Origin of the sequence: Pusillimonas sp. NJUB218 (assembly GCF_003788685.1) — a bacterium.
Taxonomy (GTDB): domain Bacteria; phylum Pseudomonadota; class Gammaproteobacteria; order Burkholderiales; family Burkholderiaceae_B; genus Neopusillimonas.
The window spans coordinates 93,922-118,159 of sequence record NZ_NQMK01000010.1; the positions used below are offsets into that span (position 1 = coordinate 93,922).

Consider the following 24,238-nt stretch of genomic DNA (forward strand, 5'->3'; position numbering starts at 1 on the left):
TTTTTCCCTTATCCAAAAGTGGTTTTCATGAAAAAGACACTATCTGTACTGATATTAAGCACGTTACCCGCCCTGGCATTAGCCGCCGGAAGCCATGGTGGAGGTCATGAAATGAAAGACGGCACCATGATGCAAGGCCATGATATGTCCAGCATGAACCACGGCGATTCAGCTGTGGGACAACCTGGCGATGCCGCCAAGGTCACGCGTACGATCGAACTCGTCATGGACGACACCATGCGTTTTTCTCCAAGCCAGTTCAACGTCAAGCCTGGCGAGACGGTCCGTTTTTTCATGAAAAACAACGGTAAGATTCCTCATGAAATGGTGATCGGCTCCGTTGCAGAACTCAAAGAGCATGCCGCCATGATGCAAAAAATGCCGGGGATGAAACATGCTGAGCCCAATATGATCACGGTCAATCCTGGCCAAAAGGGTGGTCTCGTCTGGCAGTTTCCTCAGGCCGGAACCGTTGACTTTGCCTGCCTTCTTCCTGGTCACATGGAGGCGGGCATGATCGGTAAGGTAAAAGTCGGATAAGGCGACGTAAAGACAGTGCCTAATGGCTTGATTATCCATCCACTTCGTGATGGGTTACCAGGCACAGCAGCAACAATACGTTCCCCCAGAGCGGCAGCACTGCATACAGTGCTGCCAATTGCTTATTTAACGATTCTAATCAGAGCCGATCCGGCGACAAAAGGCGAATCACGCTCTCGCACTATCTAAATATTTTGGGTATACGGATTTAATGGTTGATGGGGCACCTTCACCCCATCAATCGTAATGCTCCGGCCTGTACCGTCTTGACCGCGCGGGCTCAACAATCCATTCACAATTAAAATCGGCCTTCACCTCTTACCGACATTTAGGCCCGATATGGATCATGAGACCATCAATCGCAATTTAATTATCATTTTGCCCAAGCAACCGGCGTTAGACTGGATCATAAGCGTTGATCCGCAACCGATTCAAGGACTGACGCTGGAGGAATTGCGCCAGGAGCAAGAGGTCTATTTGTTAGCAGGTGGAACGGTCAACACCCCAGAGCAAGCCGAACAGTGGGCGTTGCAGCGCTTTAGCAATCTGTTCGCTACGTTTTTGCACGGTTGGTTTACTGACGATTCGCTATGGCCTAAGCGCCGAACCCGTAAAATGTTCAAGGAATGGTTTGAGGTGCAATACCACTCGACGATTTGGGATTTGTCGACAGACCCTCTTGAACACGAGTCGTGGAACTGATCTATTGCGTTGAGACGCTGGGCAGGTTCACATTCCAGGGCAACAACTCGTCGACTTGATTGACCGGATAGTCAGCAATCACGGTCAAGACGTGACGCAGATACGCCTGGGGATTGATGTCGTTTAACTTGGCGGTGCCAAGTAGGCTGTACATCGTGGCCGCGCGTTCACCGCCCGCGTCGGATCCTAGGAACAGGTAGTTTTTCCTGCCCAGGGCTACCCCGCGCAACGCTCGCTCGGCGGTATTGTTGTAGATCTCAATGCGGCCATCGTCCAGATAACGCACCAGTGCCTGCCACTGATTCATGGCATAAGCGATGGCGTCGGCCGTATTCGATTTGCGCGAGATGGTCGTCAACTGTTCGCGCAACCAGGCATGCAGCGCGATGACGATGGGCTTGGCGTGTTCTTGACGAGCCCTTCGCCGTACGTCCGCTGGGCTACCGCGGATGCCGGACTCAATCTTGTAGAGTGCGGCAATCCGATCAAGCACGTGCGTCGTAATGGGCGTGGCACTCTTAACATGGATGTCGTAGAACTTGCGTCTGGCATGCGCCCAGCAACCGGCCTCTAGCACGCGGCCCGATTCATAAATTTTGTCGTAGCCCGCGAAGGCATCGGCCTGCAAGATGCCGGTGTAATCCTTCAAATGGGTTTGGGGATGGATGCCGCGCCGATCGGGCGAGTAACGTATCCACATGGCCGGCGCTGTCGTATCGCCACTGGGCCGATCATCGCGGGCATAGACCCACAGGCGCGCCTGGCGTGTCTTGCCGGTTCCCGGCGCAAGTACGTTGATCGGGGTGTCGTCGGTATGCAGCTTGCCGGCGCTAAAGACGTGGCGGCGTAGCGCCTCCAGTAAAGGGCGCAGCAATTGGTGCACCCCACCGACCCAGTCACCGACGGTGCTCTCACTTAAACTCACGTTCTCGCGCTCGTAGATCTGGCACTGGCGGTACAGCGGTTGATGGTCCAGATATTTGCTGACCATGACATGGCTCAATAGCCCCGGCCCCGCGAAGCTGCGGGCAATGGGGCGGCTGGGCGCGGGCGCTTGCGCCATCCGCTCGCAACAACTGCACGCCAGGCGTGGGCGCACATGGCGAACGACTCTAAAGCTGGCCGGCACGTGCTCCAGCACATTGCTCACGTCCTCGCCCAAGCGCGTCCACGCGCCGCCGCAGTCGGGGCAGGCAGGCTCTTTGGGAAGATGTTCTTGCACGTCGCACGGCAAGTGCTCGGGTAATGGCCGACGCTGCGGCGCGGGGCGCAAGGCAGGCGCTTGGGCCGATTCAATGCTTTGCGCGCGTTCGCCTTGGTTAATGTGCAGCTCTTCGAGTTCGAGCTGCAATTGATCGATTTGGCCCGCAAGCTTCTCAGACTTCTGGCCGAACAAGGCGCGCCGTAGTTTATCGAGCAACAGCGTCAGACGGGCAATTTCTTGTTGATCGCCCTGCTTATCCTGACGCAGGGCTTCGCGCTCTACCTGCCACGCCGCGCGCTCTTGCTCGAAGGCATCGATCTGGGCGGATTTGGCCGACAGCAACGCCTTCAGGGCGTCGATATTGTCGGGCAGTTGGGTGCGGTTGAGCATGGCCGTTATTATACTAAATAACGACTGTTTTCTCTATGAATAAAAGGCTGAAGGACCAATAAATATGCGGCTCTCAAGCGTTTTATTAACGCTAGACCTGAGTCGGTTTATGCGTGCGAACGGGCCGACGCCAGTCGATCCCCTCGAGCAGCATCGATAGCTGCGCGGGGGTCAGATGCACGGATCCTGATTCGGCACTGGGCCACACGAAATGACCGTGCTCCAAGCGCTTTGCCAGCAGACACATGCCGTCGCCGCTCCACCACAGCACCTTGATGCGATCGCCCTTGCGCCCACGAAAGACAAACACATGACCGCTAAAGGGATCCTCAAGCAGCGTGGCCTGCACCGTTGCCGCCAGGCCATCGAAGCCACGACGCATATCGGTTGCACCGGCTGCCAGCCAGACCCGGGTTCCTGCCGGTAAGCCGATCATTCTCGTAGCGCCTGAATGAGGCAGCGTAACGTAGGCAAGTCTGCTGCGCCATGGATCACGACACGCGCGGCTGGGAAGATCAGTTCGACGCCAGAGATCGCCGGCCTATCTTGCCCGTCAATTATCTTGGCCGGTTGGCGCGGTGTGGATACCGGTGGCGCCGCTATCTGCACCGGCAGCAGCAACGGCCCTTGGCTAATTGGGCCGAAGTCGCCACGCCGATACTGCCAGCGCCAATTGTGCAATTGGTTGGCATTGATGCCGTGCGCCAACGCAACCCGTGCGATCGACGCGCCAGCGGACATCGATTCCTGCACGACCTGACGTTTGTACTCGACCGGATAGCGGCGTCGGGGGCTCTGCGAGGAACTCACTACACAAAGAGAATCGCTCATAAAAATACGTGTACATCTCAAAAAATACATGGACACGTATCTTGATGAGATTTAACCGAGACTTCTAGACGGTACAGAGCGGGCCTTTACGTTCGTCGGACATATCAAGGTCATCCCTACATTGCTGACTGCGAGCCACTATTAGATGCTGCGCGCATACGAGAGATAGCACTTCTCCCGTCTTCCAAGGCTAGAGGTGGGACATCAAGCAAGGGGCATGCCTATGCCGTCCGCTCTTCGCCCGAGAGTCTCCCCCCACAATCCGACCTCAGGCGTACACCTCCTTTACGAGGGCGCCTCCTTGGCAGCTGCTTCGCTTAAACGAAATGCGAAGCGGCCCATGATCCGGGCATCTCAACTGTCGGGCCAGCGCTGGATTTATCGCCAGGATAGGCACTACCTCGAGAGAGCGTTGGCAGGCTTAACTTCGCACCGCGCCTTCGCTGTTTCCCCTGATTGAAACTCAAAATCGGCTTCGACTTCGGTACCAACAGTAAGCGCTTGAGTAGGCTTTTCAAGCATCGCATGATAGCTGCCCGGCTTAAATTGCAGTTCGCCACCAGCAGGGATCGAAACAGCGTCAGCCACGGCCATCCTGATTTTCCCGTCCTGATCGATCGTTTGATGTAAGGACACCTGGTCGAAAGCGGCAATAGACATGGAGGCGAGCTTTGCTTCGCTATTGCCAGCGTTCTTTATCACAAAGTAGCCCGCAGAAGGAGTCGGCCTTGGCAACGACCGAATCCAGCAATCCGAAACCGTCAATGTTGTAGACAGTTCGGCGCTACCATCGGCGTCTTTGCTGACGTGTTGTGCGGTTTGCGCATGAGCTGCTACGGCTACGTGTGTATCGTGTGGGCCTGCAGCATAGACAATGGAACCCGTACACAGGACAATAGCGCCAACAATCACTCTTTTCATATGGTTACCTCAGAAAAACGAAAACTTTCATAAACGCTCGGATGTCATTCCTGTCCGGGCAGGATCAATATGAACCAAAACATCAGCTTCATGTTTGTTCACAGCACGCTTGCCGGTTGCATGCGCGGCTGATGGTGCTTTGTCGCCGCCGCTCCCTTGAAACGCAGCAGACGTAACGCATTAAGCGTGACAATTGCCGTCGCGCCCGTATCGGCCATGACGGCAACCCACAAACCGGTGACGCCCAGCACAGTGGTAATCAAGAATACGGCCTTCAAACCGAGCGCAAAAATCACGTTCTGATGAATGTTTGCCATCGTTGCACGTGAAAGCGCGACTAGGTGGGCTACATCCGTAACGCGGCTTTTAAGCAGAGCCGCGTCGGCCGTTTCGATTGCCACATCGGTGCCACCGCCCATCGCGATGCCCACATCGGCCGTTGCCAGCGCCGGCGCATCGTTGATGCCATCACCCACCATGGCCACCTTGGCGCTGCGCTTCATTTCATCGATCAGGCGCAGCTTATCCTGGGGCAGAAGTTCAGCTTCCCATTCCATGCCCAAGTGGCCGGCGATGGCTTGGGCGGTGAGGCGGTTATCGCCCGTGAGCATGACTGAGCGCACGCCCATCGCTTTGAGTTCGGCTACACCCTCTTGTGCGTCCTGCCTTGGCTCGTCGCGTAGCGCCACCAGCCCAAGCGCTTCACGGGTCTGTTCGTCCAGCAAAACGGAAACGGTTTTTCCGTCATGTTGCAGCGCTTCGATGCGTGCGCGTTGTCCTTGTGTAAGGGCCGCTGCTTGGGCAGCGTAAATCGGCGAGCCAATGGCCAATTTGTGGCCAGCTACGCTTGCATGTACGGCTTTACCCGCGGTGGCGTATGCATGCGAAGCAGCGGGGATAAGGCTGTTAGCGGCCTCGGCATGGCTCACAATGGCTTTCGCTAGCGGGTGATTCGAGCCGGATTCTACGCTTGCGGCGAGCGCCAAAATCTCGTCCTCGCGCCCTGATGTGAAGGCAACCACGTCAGTGACGCGCGGCTTGCCTTCGGTCAGGGTGCCTGTCTTGTCAAACGCGATCGTACTTACCCGACCAATGGTTTCCAAGGCATTGCCGCCCTTGATGAGTAGCCCGCGGCGCGTCCCGACAGCCAAGCCCGAAGCGATAGCCGCCGGCGTAGACAGCACGAGTGCGCAGGGGCAGGCAATAAGCAACAGCGCCAGGCCACGATAAAGCCAGGTTCCCCAGTCCCCGCCCATCGCCAGTGGTGGAACGACCACAATCAGCGCGGCAATAGCCATCACGGCCGGCGTGTAGTAACGACTGAACCGCTCAATGAAACGGGCGGTGGGTGCCTTAGAGGCCTGTGCCTGTTCAACCAGATGGATAATGCGCGAAATCGTGTTGTCGGCGGCAGCCTTTTCCACGCGAATCTGGAGCACCCCATCGACGTTGATCGAGCCCGCGAATACATTGTCGCCTGCCGCCTTCGCAAGAGGTATGGACTCGCCTGTGATGGGCGACTCGTCAAGGCTGGACGCGCCTTGGATAATCACGCCATCGGCGGACACCCGGTCCCCGGGGCGCACGAGCACATGGTCGTTCACGTCCAACGAGGCTGCAGGGACCTCGCGTTGCCCCCCTTGTGGATCGATTAAAACCGCCGTTTTCGGAACCAGTGACGCCAAGGCCCTAATGCCGGCACGGGCGCGACCGGCTGCCACGCTCTCCAGCAACTCACCGACCGAGAACAAGAATACGACAGCCGCCGCTTCTTCGGCTTCACCGATGAAGAGGGCGCCAAGCGCGGCCACGGACATGAGTGTCTCGATCGAAAAGGGCGAGCCAGACTTGGCCAGCGCAAGCGCTTTGCGTGCAAAGGGAAAGACGCCGACAACCACGGCTGCACCAAACACCCAGGTCCCGTAATTCAGGAAAAACAGCGCGATAGCGTAGGCGGTGGCCATCAGAATGCCAAGGCCCACGACCTGCTTGCCCTTTCTAGTTTGCCACCAACGCAGCTGGGGTGCGGCGGCTTGATCGTCCGTGCCGATGCCTGGCGTAGCGCTTTGGTCGGTACTGGCAGATACGCCAAAGCCCAAGCTCTTAATGGTTTTTTTGATGTCACCAAGCTGGGTGGGCGATTCGGGCGCCAGCGTCAGTTCGAGCCTCTCTGTGGCGAAGTTCAGCCGGATATCAGAAACGCCGGGCATGCGTGCCAGCGCCGTTTCAATCTTGCCGACGCAACTTGCGCAGTCCATGCCCTGTACCTGCATGGAGAGGCCCGGAGGCATTTCTTGTGCGGGGATGGGAGCCACGCTTTTGGCGATCGGAGCATCGCTGCCACGCGGTGGGTAACCCGCCTGACACAAGGCCGATTCAAGCTGTGCCCTTGTCGCTGACGAGGTGACTTGCACGCTGCGCGTTGGCGGCTCGGTGATGACTTCAGCGTTCGGGTCGACTGACTGAATGGCTTTGACGACATTGCCGGCGCAACCGCCGCATGTCATATCTTCAATATGAAACCGCATAAGAATTTCTCCTTTGAATGCAGGTATTAGAAAGCCTCTAGTGGCTTCAGAGTCAAGCGCTTTGATTTCACCCCGCAACAGGTCAGATCTTGATTTCTTGACTGCTAAAGTCTATAGTAACTTTAGTGTTTCAAACAAAGGAGACCATCATGCCAATTAGAATCGGCGAGCTTGCCAAACGTACGGAGTCAACGGTGGAAACCATTCGGTATTACGAAAAGGAGGGTCTGCTGCCGGAGCCTTCTCGCAGCGATGGCAATTATCGTCTGTATGACGAGCAGCATATTGAACGCCTGCAATTTATCCGGCACTGCCGTACGCTCGACATGGCGTTGGACGAAGTACGAACCTTGCTTCAGTACCGTGATACGCCTACTGAGGATTGCGCCGACGTGAATGACTTGCTTGATGAGCATATCCGCGCGGTGGAAGTGCGCGTCGACGAGTTAATGCAATTAAAAGAGCATCTGGTGTTATTGCGGCAAGAATGTGCGATCACTGCGCCTACCAATTCATGCGGGATTTTGCGCGCCCTTTCCGATCAATCTTGCCACGTTTAGAGGTGCAGGTCGATGATACAACTCGCAATTGGAATCGACTTTCAGCAACACAATAGTCAGGATGCCGCATTTCATCGTAGTGGCATTCGGACCGCTCGGTAAAAACAACCCGTAACCAAATTGCCGTCGAGCTTTCCCACACCCAGCACACTCATCGGCATGCCAGGCGTAGCTTAGTTCTGCCGTTGCGAAGTAACTTCCTTCTGTGGGGGTAATCTGCATTGGGCATGCGCTCACGCCAGTTCGGCTGCCCTTGCAGGGATTCATCATGGCACGCCGCGCAATTGTTTGCATAAATCACCCTACCCTGCATCACAAGGGTCTGATCTGCAGGATCGATGAATGCCTGACCAGATGGCCGCAGCGTGCTGTAGAGAATGACGGCGACACCTATTATGGCAACGCCGATCAGCCCAAAGGTTCACTTTTTCTGCGACATGTGTTTACTCAACTGGCCTTTATCTTGTCGGCCATCTTGGCCTCCAGTTATTGTTCCTCGCGTTCCCGCGCGGCGGCACGCCGATGGCTCAACTCGTACAGTATGGGTAGCACCAGCAAGGTCAGCAGAGTCGACGATATGATGCCGCCTATAACCACGGTGGCCAATGGCCGCTGTACCTCAGCGCCAGTCCCGGTATTCAGAGCCATAGGCACAAAGCCTAAAGAGGCCACTAAAGCGGTCATCAATACGGGCCTCAGCCGAGTCATCGCGCCTTCAAGAATGGCTGCGTTGAGCGATAACCCGCCCTCGCGCAAACTTCGGATGAAGGACAGCATCACCAGACCGTTGAGCACTGCCACCCCGGACAGGGCGATGAAGCCCACCGCTGCTGAAATAGACAACGGAATACCTCGCAGCCAAAGCGCCACGATGCCGCCGGTCAATGCAAAAGGAATGCCGGTAAATACCAGCAAGCCGTCCTTGATGTTGTTGAACATCATGAAAAGCAGGATGAACACAAGCAACAAGGCCACAGGCACCACGATTTGCAGCCGCGATGTGGCCGATTGAAGCTGCTCGAACGTTCCACCCCACTCCACCCAGTACCCAGCGGGCACCTGCACCTCACCCTGCATTCGTTCTTGCGCCTGAGCGACGAATGAGCCTATGTCGCGGCCCAGCACGTTAGACGTAACGACCACCCGACGCTTACCGTTCTCACGACTGAACTGATTCGGGCCGACGGTCGTCTCCAACGTGGCGATCGAGCCTAGCGGAATCTGGTTGACCACCTCGCCATCACGGGCTGGCAGCGCAATAGGCAGTTGTTTGATGGCGTCTATGTCGCCCCGTAGTGTTTCGGGCAGCCGCACTACAATCGAAAAGCGCCGGTCTCCTTGAAACAGCGTTCCCGCGTCGCGTCCTCCGACGGCTACCGCCACAGCATCCTGGACCTCTTGCATCGATAGACCAAAACGTGCCGCCTGAGCGCGGTCAATAGCAATGGTGAGTACCGGCAGCCCCGTCGTCTGCTCAACGTTGACAGCCGATGCGCCGGGCACTTGCCCCAGTACCTGCGCGATTTGCGCAGCCGTTGAGTTCAGCACCTCCATATCGTCACCAAAGACCTTGATTGCTATGTCTGATCGCACACCCGAAATCAGCTCGTTGAATCGCAGCTCAATCGGTTGGGAGAATTCGTAGTTGCTGCCGGGCAGTTGCGCCGCAGACTCTTGCACTTGACGTATCAGCTCGTCTCGGGACAAATTTGGATCGGGCCATTGGTCCTTCGGTTTAAGCATGACGTAAGCATCCGAGATATTGGGCGGCATTGCATCGGAAGCCACTTCAGCGGTGCCAGTACGGGCGAAAATGCGCTCAATTTGCGGAAACTCCTTGATCAACTTGCGTTCCAGCTGCTGCTGCATCTCTACGGACTGGGTCAGACTGGTGGCTGGCACCCTCAACGCTTGAATGGCGAAGTCGCCCTCGTTCAAGCTTGGAATAAATTCGCTTCCCATGCGTGCACCGATGAGGCCTGAGAGGATGATGGCAACAATTGCAACGGTCAGGACGACCGCTTTGTTGGCCAAGGCGGTATCCAGAGCGGGACGATAGGCCCTTTTTGCGGCACGAATGAAGATACTTTCTTTTTCTGTAACGCGCTTACCGATGAACAGTGCAACGGCAGCTGGCACGAACGTGACCGAAAGAATCATCGCTCCCAGTAGCGCCGTCACCACGGTAAAGGCCATCGGAGTGAACATCTTGCCTTCAACGCCCGTCAGGGCGAAGACGGGTAGATAGACAATCATGATGATGAGTTGTCCGAATATCAATGGACGGCGTACTTCTTTCGAAGCAGCAAATACCTCATGGAGTCGTTCCGAAAGCGTCAAAGACCGTCCGTGGTGAGCTTGTGCATGCGTCAGGCGCCTTATGCAGTTCTCCACAATCACCACGGCCCCATCGATGATGATGCCGAAATCAAGCGCGCCCAAGCTCATCAGGTTCGCGCTGACCTTGCCTGTCACCATGCCCGTAAAAGTAAATAGCATGGCTAAAGGAATGACCAGGGCTGTCAGCACGGCCGCTCGTATATTTCCTAAAAACAGGAAGAGCACCACGATGACAAGAATCGCGCCTTCAAGCAGGTTTTTCTGTACTGTGGCAATCGCTTTGTCTACAAGCACGGTGCGGTCGTAGACCGTTATTGCTTTGATGCCCTTGGGCAAACTGCGGTTCACTTCCTGCATTTTTTTGTCGACTGCATGTGAAACCGCTCGACTATTTTCACCCATCAGCATGAATGCCGTACCCAGCACGACTTCGCGACCGTTTTCGGTAGCCGCGCCGGTGCGCAGCTCTTTGCCTACACCCACCGTCGCGACATCCTGGATGCGAATCGGGGAGCCGTCCACGTTGGCGATGAAAATCTGGCCGATTTGCTCCACGGACTGCACCTGGCCGGGCACCCGAACGAGCGATTGTTCGCCACGCCGCTCGATATAGCCGGCCCCAAAATTGCTGTTATTCCGATCGACGGCGTCCAGCAGGTTTTGCAAGGTAAACCCGTAAGAACGCAGCTTGACCGGGTCGGGCGCGATCAAGTATTCCTTGGCGTATCCGCCAATGGTGTTGATTTCGGTGACGCCTGGCACATTACGCAACTGAGGCTTAATGATCCAGTCCTGGATTTCGCGCAAGTCTGTTGGCGTATAAGGCGTGCCGTCTGGTTTCAGCGCCCCTTCATCCGCCTCTACAGTCCAGAAATAGATTTCGCCTAACCCCGACGAAATAGGCCCGAGCTTCGGTGCAATGCCATCTGGAAGCTGGTCCTTGACTCCCTGCAGCCGTTCGCTCACCAACTGGCGCGCGAAATAGATGTCCGTACCTTCTTCAAAGATCACGGTGATCTGAGACAGCCCATAGCGAGACAGAGAACGGGTCTGCTCCAACTTCGGGATTCCCGCCATGACCGTTTCAAGCGGATAGGTGATGCGCTGCTCCACTTCTAGCGGCGAATACCCGGGTGCGGGCGTATTGATCTGTACTTGTACGTTGGTGATATCGGGCACAGCGTCGATGGGGAGGCGCTGGTAGTTATAGATACCCAGGGCGGCCATTCCAAGTACGGCCAGGATAATCAGCCAGCGTTGCTCGATTGAAAAGCGGATGATGCGTTCAAACACGGCGTCTCCCCTGCTCAGTGGCTGTGCGAGGCGCTAGCCTTGCCCAACTCGGATTTGATGACAAAGCTGTTTTTCACGGCGTAGGACGTACCCGCTTCCAACCCTTCGACAATTTCCACCGAGTTGGCATCGCGGCGGCCGGTCGTCACAGCTTGTGCAACAAACTCGTTATCGTGGCGCACAAATACCACTGACTCTTCCTCCAGGGTGTGGATCGCCTCAGGCTCTATCGCGACAGGCACTTGTGCCTCACCTGAGAGCACTTGGACATTCACGAACAGGCCGGGCCTCCACGCCCCATTGGGATTGGGCAAACTGATCCGAGCCGTAGCAGCCCGGCTTTGCTGGCCCAACAGCGAACCGACATACGAAACGGTGCCTTGAGCCTGTGAGTCAAAGGCGGTAGCCTGTACGATTGCTTTGCTGCCAACACGCACGGTGCCCAGTGCTTCAGCCGGCACAATCATGTCAGCCCATACCGTCGACAAATCTGAAATCTTGAAGATCGGCGCATCAGCACTGACCGTCTCCCCAAGGGCGATGTCTTTTTCTACGATCATTCCATCGAAAGGTGCTCGCACTTCGAGGCGGTTGAAGCGGCCAGGTTCACCGGCATCAGTCCCCAGCGCCTGGAGCTGCTCAAGGGCGTCGTCCACAGCAATCTGCGCTTCTTGCAGTTGCTGGCGAGCTTGCAGATAGTCCTGCTCGGCCGACACCTTCTCCTTCCATAACAGCCGTTCGCGCTCATAGGTGGTTCGCGCCAGCGTCAGGCGCTTTTGCGCGGCGCTCAACGTGCTGCGTCGCTCGGACAGCTCCGGGCTGGCTATCTCGGCGAGTACATCGCCTTCTTTGACCTCTTGCCCGAGGTTGGCTTTAACCGCCTGTATGACGCCGGCAAGGCGCGGAACGAGCTGCGCAGTGCGATCGGCGTTAAAGACGATTTCGCCCGGCAACTGGATGGTGCTTTGAATGGACGCCGGCCCAGCAGTCGCCAAGGTGATTCCGGCCGCCTCAATCTGCCCCTGCGTAAAGGTCACCTCGCGCCCATGCTGTTCTTCATCTGCATGCGTCTCGCCACCCTCATCCGCATGTTCAGCCTCCTTGCTGTCGTGCTGCTTTTCTGTATCTTCCGACGCATGCGCATGTTCCTCTTGCTCGGACCCACCCTCCTGCGTGTTGGTCCCGGCCAACAACAAGGTACTAAGTAAAACGCCAATGAGGACAATCAGGGCAATTAAGACGGTCTGCCGGCTGCGGTTGCCCAAACCTGGCTTATTTTGTGTGCTTTTCATAGTCAATCTGATCCCAGAATACGGTCTATTTGCGCGAGGGCTTGATATGCATCCGATAGTGCTGAAAGGTGGCGAACGCGCGCTTGAAATAACGTTCGCTGCGCATCCAACACTTCGGTAAACCCGAACTTGCCAGCTTCAAAACCTTTCTTGGCGCGTTCAAACGCCGTTTCGGCCTTAGGCAAAATGTCGGATGCAAGCCTTGCCGAGGTACTTTTGGCCATGTCGAACTGGCTGGCGCTCTGTTGTAACTGCGTCTGCAAACGAATCTTTAAAGCCCGGTAATCGTCTCGGCTCTTGTATGCCAGCATCGATGCTTCATAGACGTTGCCTTGATTTCGGTCGAAAAAGGGCAAGGGAATCGATACGCCCACCATCATCTGATTTCGATCTAGTTCGTTATTACGAATGACGCCGGCGCTTACCGTCAGATCCGGATATCGCTTGCTGCGTTCCACATCGATCTGAGCTCGAGATCGGTCCTGCTCAAGCCGTGCGGCCTGTATATAAGGAGAACGCTCCAGTGCAGCGGCCAAGTCGTCTAACCCGGGGCGTGCCGGCAAGACAGCGACCTCCCCTTGCGCTTGGGTGAATTGCGGTGACGGATTGCCCCACAACGCCGAAAGGGTGCGCCGCGCCAGTTCCAAGGAGCTGGCCGCCTGGGACTTTTCCAACTCGGCGTTTGCCAGTTCGACCTGCGCCCGATCAGCCTCAAGCGGCGGAACTTTTCCCGCCTCCACGCGCCGATCTGCAATGCGGTATGCATCGCCAGCAATCTCAACCGTTTTAGTTGACAGCGCTACTTGCTCTTGCGCGATCAAGACATCGAAAAATGCGGCCACCGTTTGTGATCGCACATCGGCTCGAGCCTGCAGCAGCTGCTGGCCCGCAATATCGCGGGTAAGCTCGGCCGAGGCAATGCGCGCATCGCGCTTGCCCCCAAGCTCGATAGGTAGACTGAGTTTGGTCGTTGTCGTACGCGAGGCCTTGCGGGATGTGTCCTCTACTTCGATGTCCAGTATCGGGTTTGGCCTGACGCCGGCCTGCAAGACGACGCCTTGCGACGAATCGGCCGCGTAACGGGCCGACGAAAGGGTGTAATTGGCATCCAGGGCCAGTGTCAAAGCCTGATTGAGTGTCAGCGACGTGGCTGGCTCAGTGGGCGGGGCAGTGGGCGCGGCGGAATATGAAGGCAGCGGCTGGGCCGAGGCGGCGCTCCAAAGGATCGCGGCGGCCGCAAATAGAACTAATGCACTGCGCATGGAATTGCTCCAAGATAGTCTTTAGAGATACTTGACTCTTGAGCAGCGCCGGGGGGTGCGGTCATAGTCGCCCAGGGGCGAACGCGACGGGAGCGATTCTGTTAAATCAGACGAAAGTGGTACCCGTCCTGCCGTTCCCAGCTACTGCAAGGATAGACGTCACGACGCGGTGAGTGCTGCGTCGCGCCGTTTCAGGCTGACGCGTTCCATTTAGGCCGCTCTGGCCGTTCGATGAAGATCTGTAACGCAAGCCGCGACTCTTGGACTCGAGGGGCTGCGTCAGATGAGAAGGAGATGCCTTGATGAGGGCCGGTTTCGACAATACCGAGAGCATGCAAACCACAAAAACGGTCTTCGTGATGAGCACTCGGTGTGGTGGAACTGTCTTGGTCGCCATCCTTTGCTTGAACCATTTGAGCTTCGGAGCAAGTAGGAGAACAGCTATCATGCTCTTGTGTCGCGTACACACTGACCACTCCCCAGGAAGCCTGGAGGGGCAGAAGCACCAGCAGAAAGATGAATATAAACTTTTTCATTCAAGCTGGATTATATCAAATTTAGCTGGTAATTCTCATGGCCGTAGGCCCATCCCGCATTCTGATGCTGATGCTGATGCCCTCAGGCTATAGGTGGTTGAGAGTTTATTTAACTAAATACAAATCGATGCCAGTGTCGTTTAGCTGCCCGTCGTTTCGATTTCCTGCTCCATGGCGCGCTCGGCCAAGCGGGCGACCTCGGCGGCCAAGCGCGTCAGGATGCGCGCCGCTTCTTCGGTAAGGAGGCGGCTGTATGAGCGCTCACGTAGCGAACCGTACAGTAGAAGAATATGGGGCGGATGCGTTGCCCCAACCGACAAGGAAAGTTTGTCATGAGTGGGTCTGTCCAATAGGGTCTCGTCGACTATTGGCAAGGTCAAATCGGCGGGTGAAGAATAGCTGGTCATCGATGGTCTCAAACTAACAGAAAAAAACGGCTGAGCGGCGTTGGAAGGTGAGTATCGCTAACGCACGCGTTGACCCCGCTCATCCAGGTCCTGGCACGCAAGGGGATGACCATTACGTGGGGCTATTACTTCCGAGTGGGTATCGTGCTGACTTTGCCCGTATTGCTCATTACTCTCGCGGCGCTCGCGCTGCGATTAGGTGTTACATGACAAAAATGTAATGCGCCAAGCCCCGAATTAACGTCTGATCACGTGTTGGTATGTGGCATGATGGAATTTGACCCCAATTTCCCTGGCGCTAAAAGCATCTGGCCGTACACGGGCTGAACTTGCGCTCACACTCTTGGAAGGTTTTTATCGCCATGGCGCACAACAAGTCTGAACCTCACAACCACAACGTGACGCAGCCCTCCTCCAGCTTGCAACTCACCGATCCTGTGTGTGGTATGCCAGTGACGAAAGACTCCGTAAATCAGGTTCAGCATGAAGGCAAGCGTTTCTATTTTTGTAGCACCAAGTGCTCGGAAACGTTCAAGCGTGATCCCAAAAAATTCACCGGTCAGAAAAACAAGAACGAAGCAGCTTTCGAGCAGGTAGCTCCTGGCACAATTTATACCTGTCCAATGCATCCCGAGATTCGACAGGATCATCCGGGAAGCTGCCCAAAGTGCGGCATGGCGCTTGAGCCGCTCATGCCCAGCCTGGAGGACGATAATCCTGAGCTGAAAGACTTCTCTCGGCGATTCTGGTGGACACTGCCCCTTACGGTCATTGTCACCGTGCTGGCCATGTTCGGTCCGCAGCTTGGCTGGTTCAACATGAGCGCGCAAACGTGGATCGAACTCGTGTTGTCAATACCCGTGGTGCTATGGGCTGGGCAGCCCTTCTTCGTGCGCGGCTGGCAATCCGTTGTCAACCGCAGCCCCAACATGTGGACGCTCATCGGTCTTGGCACAGGCGCTGCGTTCGTCTATAGCGTCGTGGCGACAGTCGCACCGGGCATTTTCCCCGAAACGTTCATATCCATGGGGCGTGTGGCTGTTTACTTTGAAGCCACAGTGGTCATCATTTCCTTGACCCTGTTTGGCCAGATCCTGGAACTGCGGGCGCGGTCGCAAACTTCGGCTGCAATCAAATCGCTGCTGGGACTCGCACCCAAAACAGCACGCCGGATCAACGCGGATGGAACAGAAGAGGATGTACCCCTGACGCACGTGCATGAAGGCGATCGCTTGCGTGTGCGCCCTGGGGAGAAAGTCCCCGTAGACGGCCTGGTGGAAGACGGCGCCAGTTCCCTAGATGAATCCATGCTCACAGGCGAACCGCTGCCAGTAAGCAAGCGCCCTGGCGACAAAGTGATCGGCGCAACGATGAACACGTCGGGCTCGCTAGTGATTAGAGCTGAAAAGGTCGGCTCAGCCACAGTGCTATCGCAGATCGTCCAGCTCGTCGCGCAAGCGCAGCGCTCCCGCGCACCGATGCAACGCATGGCAGATCAAGTGGCTGGTTATTTTGTGATGGCAGTCGTCGTCATCGCCATCATCACGTTTTTTGTTTGGGGTACTTTTGGGCCGCAACCGAGCTGGGTATATGGCTTGATTAACGCCGTAGCTGTACTGATCATCGCCTGCCCATGTGCCCTGGGCTTGGCCACGCCCATGTCCATTATGGTGGCAACCGGCCGTGGCGCCACCCAGGGCGTGCTGTTTCGCGATGCAGCAGCCATCGAGAACCTACGTAAAGTCGATGTCCTTATCGTCGATAAGACCGGCACCTTGACGGAAGGCCGCCCTGCGTTCGAGCAGGCCATTCCGGCAGGCGACACAGAGGCTGCCGAAGTGCTGCGTCTGGCGGCTAGCCTTGATCAGGGCAGTGAACATCCGCTAGCAGACGCCATTGTTAGCGCAGCGCGTGAGCAAGGCTTAAGCCTCAGTGCCGTCAACGAGTTCGAATCGGGTAGCGGTATTGGGGTGCGGGGCCAGGTCGACGGTAAGCACCTCGCCCTCGGCAACACCGCTCTCATGGACCAAGAAAACGTTAACGTTACGATCATGGCCAGTACCGCCGAATCGTTGCGCACCAAGGGTGCAAGCGTCATGTATTTGTCAACAGACGGTCAATTAATAGGCTTGCTGGCCGTCTCTGATCCAATCAAGAAAAGCACACCGGAAGCCGTGAAGGGTCTCAAGGCGGCTGGGATCCGCGTCATCATGGCAACAGGCGACGGCATTTCGACGGCTAAAGCTGTGGCACAGCAATTAGGAATTGACGAGGTTCACGGTGAAGTGAAGCCGGCCGACAAGCTGGATTTGGTCAGCAAACTTCAAGCAGAAGGCCGAGTTGTTGCGATGGCCGGCGACGGCATTAATGACGCACCTGCCTTAGCCAAAGCGGATGTCGGGATTGCGATGGGTACCGGAACCGACGTGGCGATGAACAGCGCGCAGGTCACGCTGGTCAAGGGAGACTTGCGCGGCATCTCGATTGCGCGCCACCTCTCGGACAAAACAGTCGCCAATATGAAGCAGAATCTGGGCTTCGCATTCGTTTACAACGCTCTTGGGGTGCCCTTGGCCGCTGGGGTCTTGTACCCGTTTGTCGGGCTGTTGCTTTCACCCATGTTCGCGGCACTGGCGATGAGTCTGAGTTCAGCATCGGTCGTTTTCAATGCCCTTAGGCTTCGAAAGTCTACCTGAAGTGCAACGCGTCGCGTGAGTCGGTGGCACTTGAACTTAGCAAGTAGCCAAAGCTGACGTGTTTGGGGAAATAGCAAATCTTTACGTAAAACAGGAGATCAGCCATGCGCCAATACCTTCGGTTTGCCGCCATGATCGCTACTTCAACGATCGTGATGTTCGGCCTTATGTATCTAAATACGTATGAGCTGGCCGACGTCTTTTTCAGTGAAACCCGCGTGTATATGGCATTCATGATGGGCGCCGCGATGGCAATCATCATGCTGGCCTTCATGGTCCATATGCACCGAAGTCGTCGCGTGAACAGTGCGATTTTTGTCGCCAGCGCGATAGTATTTGCGCTTGCTCTCTGGCTTGTGCGAAGTCAGTCAACCATTGAGGATGTTTCCTGGATGAAGGCGATGATTCCGCATCACTCCATCGCGATCTTGACCAGCGAACGGGCGACCCTCTCTGATCCTCGCGTTCGTGAACTGGCCGGTCAAATCATCGAGTCACAGCGCAGGGAAATCGAAGAAATGAAAGCGCTTATCAAGGATCTCGAGAAATAAATCCGCATCTGAGCCGCAAGTGAGCCTGAACGAAGTCACAGGAAAGGTTCTAAGCAACAATACTCATTGACTGCCTGGGTAACTGCACAGGATTGAATGCCGGAAACTCTGCATCAGCCGACGATGCGCTGACCCAGGTCTCCAGCGTCGTGCTGGCCTCAAGCGCTCTGGCAAACGCATTGGCGACTGTGATCACCCACTGCTCATCAATGCAAAGCGAAGTACGCAGGGTGCCGAAGGTAAATGGCTTGCTCAAGCGATCGCTCCATCGTTTCCAAGGACGATGCGGGAGGCAGTCTTCGGTTAGCGCCGGCATTTGGTAGCCGACGCCCCATGAACGGCTCGCAGCGCATCCAAAGCCATCGAAATAGCTTTCTTGACAGCTCTTTGGTTCGAACTCAGATCTCGTTATTGAGGCGAGGATGGCACTTCAAGTTTATCGGCATACTTAATCATGATGTCGCCCATGGCACGCATCATCTCGCCATGCATCTGCATCATCACTTTGCTATTGGCGCCGCTGGCGGCACCCATCATAGGGCAACTGCCCATCATCCCCATCATGCCGCCGCCCATCATGCCGTGATCTTTCATCCTACCTGGCTTCATCTGGCCCATCTGGGTCGCGTCATCATTATGCATCATGCCTGGTTCAGCTTTCATGCCCGTGGATGTGCCATCGCCGCTGGGAGTCGCTGCTGCTCCTGCACCGCTTACGCCCAACAAGAGCGCCGTAACGGGCGCAATAAATAGTGCTTTCATATTCATTTTGATCTCCTAAATTCAGAAAATTGACTTTTCACGAACCGGCTTGAACTTGTGGCGCAAGAGAGATGTAGGTGTGGAGGTGTAGTGTCTTCCAGCGTCAGAGCAGCAAATGCGTACCAATCGTGGCGTACCCGGCTATATCGTTGCTCGTCTGTAGATTTTAGTCCTTAGAAAATGGTTTACCGTTAAAGTCCACCGTAACCAGATTGCCGTCCAGTTGCCCCATGCCCGGCGCATTCAACGGCATGCCAGGCGCCGACACGCCCTTCACCGACGAGTCAGCGAGCAACTTGTTGACTGCATTGGCGGGCACATGCCCTTCTATGATCTGGCCGGTGGCGTGTACCACGCCTGTATGGCACGATCCAAGCTTTGGTGGCACACCGAGTTTTTGCTTGACTGAAACCATGTCGGCTGTCTTGATCGTCGTAACGTCAAAGCCAGCATCCCGCATATGCTCGACCCATCCGGTGCAGCAGCCGCAATTGGGGTCCTGATATACGGTAATGGCCGTGCCGGCAGCCTGTGCAAAGGATGACGCGACAGATAAGGCAGCCGCTGTTAGCCATAGTTTCATGAAACCTGCTCCAGCAAAAATGTAGATCTTGAATGATTCATAGTATAGATAAAGACCACAACCAAGCAGCTTAGTTCTGCTGTTGCAAAGTAACTTCCTTCTGTGCCTCTAGAACTTTAGGGGGCCAAGTGCTCTTGATATAAGTCAGTACCGCAATGATCTCTTGGTCGCTGAGGATGTCGCGATACGCGGGCATGTCGCTTACATAGCCTGGAGGTGCTGTCTTCCCAGGGACCAGACCGTTTTTCACCATATCGACCAACATCGCATCGGGATGGTGCCAGGTATGGCCGCTCTTGTCATGCGGCGGTGCAGGCAGCCTGCCATTGGACATGCGTTCACGCCAGTTCGGCTGGCCTTGCAGGGCCTCGCCATGGCAGGCTGCGCAATTGTTCGCATAGATCGCCTTGCCCTGCATCACAAGGGATTGGTCCGCAGGGTCGATGAATGCCGGGCCAGATGGCCGAATCGTGCTGTAAAGGACGGCGGCGGCGCCGATTATGACGACGCCAACCATTCCAAAGACCAATTTTTTTCTCCGTGTCATTTGAATGCGCTAGATCAGCTGACTTTTACCTTGCCGACCATTCCAGCTTCCATGTGACCCGGAATCAGGCAAGCGAAATCGACAGTGCCCGCCTGGTCGAACTGCCACACCAAGCCGCCAATCTTACCCGGGCCCAATGTAATCATATTCGGTTCCGAATGCTGCATCCCCGGCATCTTCTGCATCTCGGCCGCATGGGCCTTCATATCGGCAATGGACCCGATCACCATTTCATGAGGGATTTTCCCCGTATTCTTGATAAAGAAACGAATGGTCTCGCCAGCGCGGACCTGGATGTCACCAGGCGTAAACCGCATGGTGTCGTCCATCGTCAGTTCAATCGTGCGCGTAACTTTAGCCGGATCGCCCGGCTGACCAGTTGGCGAAGGTGCATTCGACATGGTAGACATATCGTGACCGGGCATGCCATGCGCCGGTGCGCCATGCCCCCCGCCATGGTTGCCGGCAGCCAATGCGAGGGTCGGAAGGACACTTAAAGCCAAAATAGAAAGGGTCTTTTTCATCATGGGTATACTCCTAGAGTTTGTTTAAGTAGGCAGCCATTTCAAACCGCCCCAAGAAAAGGCAATATCGAAACCGAAAACCCAAACCATCCAAGAAACGGGCTTCCTGCTTCATCGCCCGAGTTAGTCACTTTAATGGCAACAGCATTGAGCAATCAATTGCACTTTAACGAAGTACAACTGCCGATCTACTGACGTGCAAATTACAATTTTGTAATATAGGCACGGCCGTTCTAACCGAGGGCTTATTTGAGTTACTACGAGCACCTCCATGGCGTCTGCCATCTCTGCCACAGGCAACTGTTCCATAACATATTTGTGCCATGCGCACGGTTTAGGCCGTCGGAGCTCAGTCAGGGCGTACAATCCATGTGCTGCTCTTGGGCGAAACTTTGCCACGTTGGTACACCTCCTGAGTAGACGAGACGAATGAACCAATCGAAAACTCCTGAACAGCCTTCTGACGCGCGCGCTGACCCATGGAAACTAGATCTGTAGGGCTTTCCAACACCTTCGTTAGAACGGAAGCTATCGCCTGCGGATCTCGGATTGGCACAATCCAGCCATCATGTCCATTTTCGACGTTCTCTGGTAAACCACCCGCATCACTTACGATTACAGGTATACCCATAGCCATCATTTCTCGGCATGCAAACGAAATAGTCTCTATCTCAGATGACACAACAAACCCGACGTCCAATGCTGCCAAGCATGAACGGACATCATCCAAAAGCCCGGTAAAAACCACACTATTGCGTAGGTTTAATGCCTCGACTCTGGCGCGCTGAGCATCTGATGGAAGAACGCCGGCAATCAAGATGACGATTTGGCTTCGTAGCACAGAAGGAAGAAGAGAGACGGCTTCAACCATATCCAGCCAATTCTTGTACGCCGCGGTTCCCGCATTGCTACCCACAACTAACCGCCCCGCCAAGTGAGTCGGAATCCAGCAGCGTTTCGCAGCCAATCGCTCCTCTCGCGAAGGGGGAACAAACCTGTCTAAGTCAACACCATTACGGATTACGTGCAGACGGCACCCGCTGAAGTATGAATCGACCAACTTTTTCCGCGTATGGTCGCAGACGCAAATGACATGATCCGTAGCAAGCTTTGCACGAGCTAGCGCTCCGACGCTTCGAGATAGGCGGTCACTATGTTGGGAATACACGAGCACTGGACGCCAAGTGCCAGATCCAATCAATGCGAACATACAGGCACGATGATCTGCCGCGCCGTTAACATGAATAATGTCAAATTGCTCACGCCGCAAGAATGCTCTCAGGCACCGAATGCCCAGCAGCGTTTTGAGCAATCCTCCTTTGAATTCGTGCTGCATAGTCCGAACGCCTGGCAGAACCGCAGCTGATTCGAAAAGGCGGCTCCCTCTGGGCGCCGCAATGACGATCTCGTGCTCACTGCCGAGCTCCCGCGCAAGCGAGAGAATGTAAGTAGTGTGTCCTCCGCCGTCACCTCGATGAAAGTTGGTATAGAGAATCTTCATAATGACAGCGGTGCGGTGAAACGAGATATCTTTTTCATATTCGAAATGGTCGCTATCGTTTAGAAATGGCTCAGGACAACACGAGATGTCTACTAGAGTTTGAAATGCTTCTGACCCGGGCTTTGGGATATCCACCTAGCCTTCTTTTGCAGCCACCTGTTTACTTCGACACCTTCGCGCATTCCCGTAGAACTGCAGACTCGTTGTTTATCAACGCCAGAAGACAACCTAAGCTTTGACCGAGCTACGGGTACTTAAGCGAAGCGGCAATCCAGCGTGCTGAGGAGATCAAAGCTTGTTTTCTTTGCGAAGCCACCGCTATGAGGATGGTGGGTTCTTCGCCTACAAGACGCGAATGATAAGCGTACAGACGTGACAAACGTCGAACTCGAGGATTACTTTTTTGCAATGCACATTAGAAGCGCGTCGACCCAGATAGGCAGCTTTGAAGACTGCGAACTTCCGATAGCGCAATAGCCTCCGCTCGCATGAGCATGGACCAATAGCGCCTCAGTTCGTATGCCTTCTTCGTAGGTTCAACGATGTGCAAACCACCCTGCTCTTTGAACGACATAGCAGAACAATCTACATGATCAAGCAAGACCAAAGGAAACGGCGCGGACCAATTTCAATGAACTATGTAGACCCGAACTCCAGCGTTATTTTTACTACCTGAATCTACGCTTGAAGTTGCTATCAACCGTCAACTCAGCTCTGAACGGCGACGTAATCGAGATGATCACGGCCACTGAATTTCAGCGAATTCCGTTCCCTGCCAACTATCATTACCGGAAGATGATTACGAGATTACATCTCCGTCAGGAAGCTCGAAATTCACTGCGCGTTAACGAAACACTGCTGTAATGCCGGCGACTTCCATTCGGAAGTTTGATCAGTTGACCCACAAAAGGTCTTGCAACTGATCAAGGCTAATTTCTGGAGTTTTCATGAAAAAGAGTTTGCTGGTAGCCGCCTTGTTATCCGGTTTTTCAGGTGCGGCGCAAGCCAATACATCCGTAACGCTATATGGTCTTTTGGATGGTGGTGTGGGCTATACAAAATTCAAAAGCGACACAGCCAGCGCATCCAAAACGGGTGGTTGGGATGGCGCTCAGTCGAGCAATCGCTGGGGCTTGCGGGGCAGCGAAGATCTGGGTGATGGCCTGAAGGCCATCTTCACGCTGGAAAACGGTTACAGCCTGATGAACGGTACCCAAGCCCAAGGCGGTCGTCTGTATGGCCGAGAAGCGGTGCTTGGTCTGAAATCCGATGCTTGGGGCACGATCACGCTGGGCCGCCAGGGCAACATCGCCTACCGCTGGCTGGCTGGTGTCGCCACGCCCTTCGGCAACAACTTCAATCAAGCTCGTACCGCCGGCACGTTCAGCGTGGCTGAGGTACGTTACGATAACCAGATTCAGTACCTGACTCCCAGCATTTCTGGCTTCCAGGCTGGTATCGGGTATTCGTTCAATGCGGATGGCGAGCAAGAGTTCAAGCAAGGGGACCATAACGAGCCGAATGTCCGCGCCGTGACTGCGGGTCTACGCTATTTGAATGGTCCCGTGGCTGCGGTTCTGACCTATGACCAGATAAACGACGCTAAGACCGCCACCGGCATCAAGGCCAAATCCTGGAACCTTGCAGGCAGTTATGACTTCGAGGTGGCCGAGGTACATCTGGGCTTCGGCATCACTGATGACGGCTGGTTCGGCACTCCTTCTCAACTGCGCGATTCGGAACTCGGTTTCGGCAGTATCCGCGCTTACAACAACGGCTTCCGTGCTAACTCTTACGGCGTAGGCCTAAGCGCCCCTGTCGGCGCGCGCGGTAAGCTGCTCGCCGGTTGGGGCATGGTCGACCCCCGCAACAGCGGTGCGGCCTACGCTGGCCGAGACCTCGAATCGCAGCACATTTTTGGTCTAGCCTACACCTATAAGCTCTCCGCGCGCACCAATCTTTATGCGCAAGGCGCCTATGGAAAAAATGTCGCCTTCGTTTCGGGTAACAAGACTCAGTCGATTGGCGTCGGCCTGCGTCACAGCTTCTAAGTTGGCATGATGTCCATCAGCGGTGCAGAAACTCCATGCACGCTGATGGGCGATTGTGCGTGCCTCGATAGCCGCTATGGTGTGCTGCTTTTCTTTCCGAAACGACGGCATGGCGGGGAAGAAGCCAGGCGTGATTGAAGTGGGGCTCAGACTGACCGAACGGTTTGGTAGGCTCCCAGCCGCTTTCCTAGTGGCGCTCACATCGACTGTTCCGACA

22 protein-coding genes and 1 pseudogene are annotated in these 24,238 nt (G+C 55.5%); 7 read left to right on the plus strand and 16 right to left on the minus strand.

Translation table 11 applies throughout. The features are described 5' to 3' along the window. The first annotated feature begins 27 nt into the window (after positions 1-27). Both CHR62_RS13010 and CHR62_RS13015 read left to right on the plus strand, forming a co-directional pair. On the plus strand, positions 28-540 hold the full coding sequence (locus CHR62_RS13010) for a plastocyanin/azurin family copper-binding protein (protein ID WP_185780725.1): 513 nt from the start codon (positions 28-30) through the stop codon (positions 538-540). Positions 541-879: 339 nt separating this feature from the next. Continuing rightward, positions 880-1,242 (plus strand): hypothetical protein, encoded by a 363-nt coding sequence (locus tag CHR62_RS13015; protein ID WP_123661203.1) that lies wholly within the window; start codon positions 880-882, stop codon positions 1,240-1,242. 1 nt (position 1,243) lies between these two features. On the opposite strand, the gene CHR62_RS13020 is transcribed toward CHR62_RS13015, so the two are convergent. The 5 genes from CHR62_RS13020 to CHR62_RS13040 all read right to left on the minus strand — a co-directional run bounded on the left by CHR62_RS13020 (position 1,244) and on the right by CHR62_RS13040 (position 7,116). Continuing rightward, complete coding sequence (locus tag CHR62_RS13020) at positions 1,244-2,836, minus strand: IS66 family transposase (protein WP_123661204.1); 1,593 nt, start codon at positions 2,834-2,836, stop codon at positions 1,244-1,246. Between the two features lie 91 nt (positions 2,837-2,927). Then, a complete protein-coding gene (gene tnpB / locus CHR62_RS13025; protein ID WP_123661205.1) occupies positions 2,928-3,272 on the minus strand; it encodes an IS66 family insertion sequence element accessory protein TnpB in 345 nt (114 codons plus the stop codon). Beyond that, entirely contained in the window at positions 3,269-3,667 is a 399-nt protein-coding gene (locus tag CHR62_RS13030; RefSeq protein ID WP_158306418.1) for a transposase, read from the minus strand. Before CHR62_RS13030 ends, tnpB begins: the two co-directional genes overlap by 4 nt. A 396-nt stretch (positions 3,668-4,063) precedes the next feature. Continuing rightward, on the minus strand, positions 4,064-4,588 hold the full coding sequence (locus CHR62_RS13035) for a copper chaperone PCu(A)C (protein ID WP_123661206.1): 525 nt from the start codon (positions 4,586-4,588) through the stop codon (positions 4,064-4,066). 98 nt (positions 4,589-4,686) lie between these two features. Further along, positions 4,687-7,116 (minus strand): heavy metal translocating P-type ATPase, encoded by a 2,430-nt coding sequence (locus tag CHR62_RS13040; protein ID WP_123661207.1) that lies wholly within the window; start codon positions 7,114-7,116, stop codon positions 4,687-4,689. 149 nt (positions 7,117-7,265) lie between these two features. Between CHR62_RS13040 and cadR the strand changes: the two genes are divergently transcribed. Next, positions 7,266-7,676 (plus strand): Cd(II)/Pb(II)-responsive transcriptional regulator, encoded by a 411-nt coding sequence (gene cadR / locus CHR62_RS13045; protein ID WP_123661208.1) that lies wholly within the window; start codon positions 7,266-7,268, stop codon positions 7,674-7,676. Between the two features lie 151 nt (positions 7,677-7,827). Here cadR and CHR62_RS13050 read toward each other — a convergent pair whose 3' ends face one another. The 5 genes from CHR62_RS13050 to CHR62_RS13070 form a co-directional block, all read right to left on the minus strand. Continuing rightward, positions 7,828-7,989, minus strand: coding sequence for a c-type cytochrome (locus tag CHR62_RS13050; protein ID WP_185780626.1), 162 nt, complete (start codon positions 7,987-7,989; stop codon positions 7,828-7,830). A gap of 173 nt (positions 7,990-8,162) precedes the next feature. Then, positions 8,163-11,309, minus strand: coding sequence for an efflux RND transporter permease subunit (locus tag CHR62_RS13055; protein ID WP_123661210.1), 3,147 nt, complete (start codon positions 11,307-11,309; stop codon positions 8,163-8,165). A 14-nt stretch (positions 11,310-11,323) separates the two neighbouring features. Then, the gene (locus tag CHR62_RS13060; protein WP_123661211.1) at positions 11,324-12,601 is read right to left on the minus strand and encodes an efflux RND transporter periplasmic adaptor subunit; all 1,278 of its coding nucleotides are present in this window, start codon (positions 12,599-12,601) and stop codon (positions 11,324-11,326) included. A gap of 2 nt (positions 12,602-12,603) precedes the next feature. After that, positions 12,604-13,863, minus strand: a complete 1,260-nt coding sequence (locus tag CHR62_RS13065; protein WP_123661212.1) for a TolC family protein — start codon at positions 13,861-13,863, stop codon at positions 12,604-12,606. Positions 13,864-14,539: 676 nt separating this feature from the next. Beyond that, a complete protein-coding gene (locus CHR62_RS13070) occupies positions 14,540-14,806 on the minus strand; it encodes a hypothetical protein (protein ID WP_305000435.1) in 267 nt (88 codons plus the stop codon). A gap of 81 nt (positions 14,807-14,887) precedes the next feature. On the opposite strand from CHR62_RS13070, the pseudogene CHR62_RS13075 reads away from it, so the two are divergent. From CHR62_RS13075 to CHR62_RS13085, 3 genes and pseudogenes are all read left to right on the plus strand, one after another. Beyond that, a pseudogene (locus CHR62_RS13075) lies at positions 14,888-15,016 on the plus strand (ArsB/NhaD family transporter); the annotation flags it as partial. A gap of 152 nt (positions 15,017-15,168) precedes the next feature. Beyond that, positions 15,169-17,502, plus strand: coding sequence for a heavy metal translocating P-type ATPase (locus tag CHR62_RS13080; RefSeq protein ID WP_123661214.1), 2,334 nt, complete (start codon positions 15,169-15,171; stop codon positions 17,500-17,502). 104 nt (positions 17,503-17,606) lie between these two features. Then, the gene (locus CHR62_RS13085; RefSeq protein ID WP_123661215.1) at positions 17,607-18,053 is read left to right on the plus strand and encodes a DUF305 domain-containing protein; all 447 of its coding nucleotides are present in this window, start codon (positions 17,607-17,609) and stop codon (positions 18,051-18,053) included. 49 nt (positions 18,054-18,102) lie between these two features. On the opposite strand, the gene CHR62_RS13090 is transcribed toward CHR62_RS13085, so the two are convergent. The 6 genes from CHR62_RS13090 to CHR62_RS13115 all read right to left on the minus strand — a co-directional run bounded on the left by CHR62_RS13090 (position 18,103) and on the right by CHR62_RS13115 (position 21,970). Continuing rightward, entirely contained in the window at positions 18,103-18,309 is a 207-nt protein-coding gene (locus tag CHR62_RS13090) for a hypothetical protein (protein WP_123661216.1), read from the minus strand. Between the two features lie 152 nt (positions 18,310-18,461). Next, positions 18,462-18,821, minus strand: a complete 360-nt coding sequence (locus CHR62_RS13095; protein ID WP_123661217.1) for a hypothetical protein — start codon at positions 18,819-18,821, stop codon at positions 18,462-18,464. Positions 18,822-18,981: 160 nt separating this feature from the next. Then, positions 18,982-19,398, minus strand: coding sequence for a DUF411 domain-containing protein (locus CHR62_RS13100; protein WP_123661218.1), 417 nt, complete (start codon positions 19,396-19,398; stop codon positions 18,982-18,984). A gap of 70 nt (positions 19,399-19,468) precedes the next feature. Next, entirely contained in the window at positions 19,469-19,945 is a 477-nt protein-coding gene (locus CHR62_RS13105) for a cytochrome c (protein WP_148062193.1), read from the minus strand. A gap of 14 nt (positions 19,946-19,959) precedes the next feature. After that, a complete protein-coding gene (locus tag CHR62_RS13110) occupies positions 19,960-20,469 on the minus strand; it encodes a plastocyanin/azurin family copper-binding protein (RefSeq protein WP_123661312.1) in 510 nt (169 codons plus the stop codon). Between the two features lie 349 nt (positions 20,470-20,818). Continuing rightward, positions 20,819-21,970, minus strand: coding sequence for a glycosyltransferase (locus tag CHR62_RS13115; protein ID WP_123661219.1), 1,152 nt, complete (start codon positions 21,968-21,970; stop codon positions 20,819-20,821). A 947-nt stretch (positions 21,971-22,917) separates the two neighbouring features. Here CHR62_RS13115 and CHR62_RS13120 point away from each other — a divergent pair. Further along, a complete protein-coding gene (locus tag CHR62_RS13120) occupies positions 22,918-24,021 on the plus strand; it encodes a porin (RefSeq protein WP_123661220.1) in 1,104 nt (367 codons plus the stop codon). Positions 24,022-24,238: the final 217 nt, after the last annotated feature.